This is a genomic window from Methylobacterium sp. (assembly GCF_019750675.1).
In the GTDB taxonomy this organism is placed as follows: domain Bacteria; phylum Pseudomonadota; class Alphaproteobacteria; order Rhizobiales; family Beijerinckiaceae; genus Methylobacterium.
On the sequence record NZ_JAIEOF010000441.1, the window covers coordinates 1 to 2,600 of the forward strand.

Genomic DNA, 2,600 nt, shown 5'->3' on the forward strand with positions numbered 1-2,600 from the left:
CCGTCAATTCGATGCGGCAGACATCCTGCTCGCGGTAGCGGTCCAGGGCGTAGGTGCCCGGCGCCGGCCCGTCGCCAGACGGGGCGGGCTCCCCGCGCGCGGCCGGGCCGACCCGCGTGTCCGGGGCGGCGCTGCCGGCCCCCGGGCTGGTGGGAACCGCGTCCGAGGGCGGCATCATGGCCACGATCTGCAGCGGCACGAGACTGTAGCTCTCGCCGGCCTCGCCCGGGGCACCGAGGCTGCGGGCGTCGGTCCGGCGCGTGAAGGGCAGCACCGGCCGCACGTCCTTGTCGACGAGGCGGATGTTGCCGTCCGCGAACAGCCAGCCGGCGACGCTGTTCAGGATCGGCAGCGCCCGCCGGCACCCGGCGGGAAAGGAGAGGCGCCGGCCCGCCGGCCCGCTCTCGCCGGACAGGGTCATGACGCAGCGCCGGGTGCCGCCGTCCTGCGAGAGGTCCCAGGTGCCCGGCACCCCGGCGATGTCGCGCGGCAGGCTCTCGACGAAGGCCGGCGCCGGAGCGGCCGGCGTGGGGGCGGCCGGCATCGTCTCCTGGCCGAAGGCGGGGGCGGCCAGGTGCGCCGCGACGAGGGCGATCATCAGACGCGTCGGGATCGTGAAGGCCCGGGTCATGCGCGCTCGGATCCCGCCACAGTCCAGGGCGTCTCCGGCACCGGCGTCAGCGGTCCACGGCCGTCGAACCAGGCGATCAGGTTGTCGACCACGAGCCGGCCCATGGCCGCGCGGGTGTGGACGGAGGCCGAGCCCACATGGGGCAGCAGCACCACGTGCTCCATGGCGAGGAGTTCGGGCGGCACGTGCGGCTCCCGGGCGAACACGTCGAGCCCGGCCCCCAGGATGGTCCCGGCCTGGAGCGCGGCGATCAGCGCCGCCTCGTCGACGACGCTGCCGCGCGCCACGTTCACGACGAGGCCCTGCGGCCCGAGGGCCTCCAGCACGGCCGCGTCCACGAGGCCGTTGGTCTCCGGCCCGCCCGGCGCCACCACGAGGAGCACGTCGACGGCTTGCGCCATCCCCAGGAGGGTCGGGTGGTAGGCGTAGGGCACGTCGGCCTGCGGGCGCCGGCCGTGATACGCGATGGCGACGCCGAAGCCCTCGAGCCGTCGCGCGATGGCCCGCCCGATCCGCCCGAGGCCGAGGATTCCGATCGCGCGCCCGCGCAGGGTGGGGGTCAGCGGGTAGGTCTGGCGGGGCCAGTGTCCGGCGCGCAGGTAGCGGTCGGCCTGGGGGATCTGGCGCACGGTCGCCAGCAGCAGGCCGAGGGCGAGGTCGGCGACCTCGTCGGTGAGCACGTCGGGCGTGTTGGTGACGACGACGCCCTGCGCGTGAGCCGCCGCCGTGTCGATGGTGTCATAGCCGACGCCGAGGCTCGCCACGATCTCGAGGTTCGGCAGCCGCGCGAGCAGGGCTCGATCCACCGGCGCCTGGGCGCCCGTGGCGAGGCCGCGCAGGCGTGGGCCGACCGTGCGGAGGAAGGTCTCCGGGTCCGGCGCGGTGTCGAGGCGGTGCAGGGTGAAGTGCCGCTCGACCTCGGTCATGACGTCGGGGTGCATCGCCTTGAGCATCAGAATGTCGACGGGCGGCGGGATGTCGACGGCGGGCATGGAGCGGGTCTCGGCGGAGGCTCAAACCGGCGCGGCGCCGGCCCCGGCAGCTTTAAGCCGCGGCCTCGAACCGGTCCAGTGAGGGGATTTTTCAGGCGCATGCGGCGGTCTCCGGGCTGCCCCCCGTCGCGTGCAACCGGGCCCCCACTTTCGCGCTGCGACTTGGAACACTACTAAGGGAGAACGAAACCCCGTTTTCCGACGAACAACCAGAACAGCTACGCCATGACCGCGCCGCGCACCCTCTACGACAAGATCTGGGACGACCACGTCGTCGATGTCGAGCCCGACGGCTCCACGCTCCTCTACATCGACCGTCACCTCGTCCACGAGGTCACCAGCCCCCAGGCCTTCGAGGGCCTGCGCGTGGCCGGGCGCCGGGTGCGCCACCCCGAGAAGACCCTCGCGGTGGTCGATCACAACGTGCAGACCTCCGACCGCCGCTTCGGCATCGAGGACCCGGAGAGCCGCATCCAGTTGGAGGCGCTGGCCGAGAACGTGCGCGACTTCGGCATCGAGTTCTACGACGCCCTCGACCGGCGGCAGGGCATCGTCCACGTGATCGGGCCGGAGCAGGGCTTCACCCTGCCGGGCCAGACCATCGTCTGCGGCGACAGCCACACCTCGACCCACGGCGCCTTCGGGGCGCTCGCCCACGGCATCGGCACCTCGGAGGTGGAGCACGTGCTCGCCACCCAGACGCTGCTGCAGAAGAAGGCGAAGAACATGCGCGTCAGCGTCGACGGCACCCTGCCGCCGGGCGTGACGGCCAAGGACATCATCCTGGCGATCATCGGCGAGATCGGTACCGCCGGCGGCACCGGCTACGTCATCGAGTACGCCGGCTCGGCCATCCGCGCCCTCTCGATGGAGGGCCGGATGACGATCTGCAACATGTCGATCGAGGGCGGCGCCCGCGCCGGCCTGGTGGCGCCGGACGCCACCACCTACGCCTATGTCGAGGGCCGGCCGAAGGC

At 73.1% G+C, this 2,600-nt stretch carries 3 protein-coding genes; 1 reads left to right on the forward strand and 2 read right to left on the reverse strand.

The annotated features are described in order from the left end of the window. Together K2X24_RS23305 and K2X24_RS23310 are read right to left on the reverse strand one after the other, a co-directional pair. The coding region (locus K2X24_RS23305; RefSeq protein WP_292501594.1) for an AprI/Inh family metalloprotease inhibitor at positions 1-631 on the reverse strand (631 nt) is incomplete at its 3' end. Next, on the reverse strand, positions 628-1,623 hold the full coding sequence (locus K2X24_RS23310) for a 2-hydroxyacid dehydrogenase (RefSeq protein ID WP_292501596.1): 996 nt from the start codon (positions 1,621-1,623) through the stop codon (positions 628-630). The genes K2X24_RS23305 and K2X24_RS23310, both read right to left, overlap by 4 nt. Positions 1,624-1,848: 225 nt before the next feature. On the opposite strand from K2X24_RS23310, the gene K2X24_RS23315 reads away from it, so the two are divergent. Beyond that, on the forward strand, positions 1,849-2,600 hold a 752-nt coding region (locus tag K2X24_RS23315; protein ID WP_292501597.1), incomplete at its 3' end, for an aconitase family protein.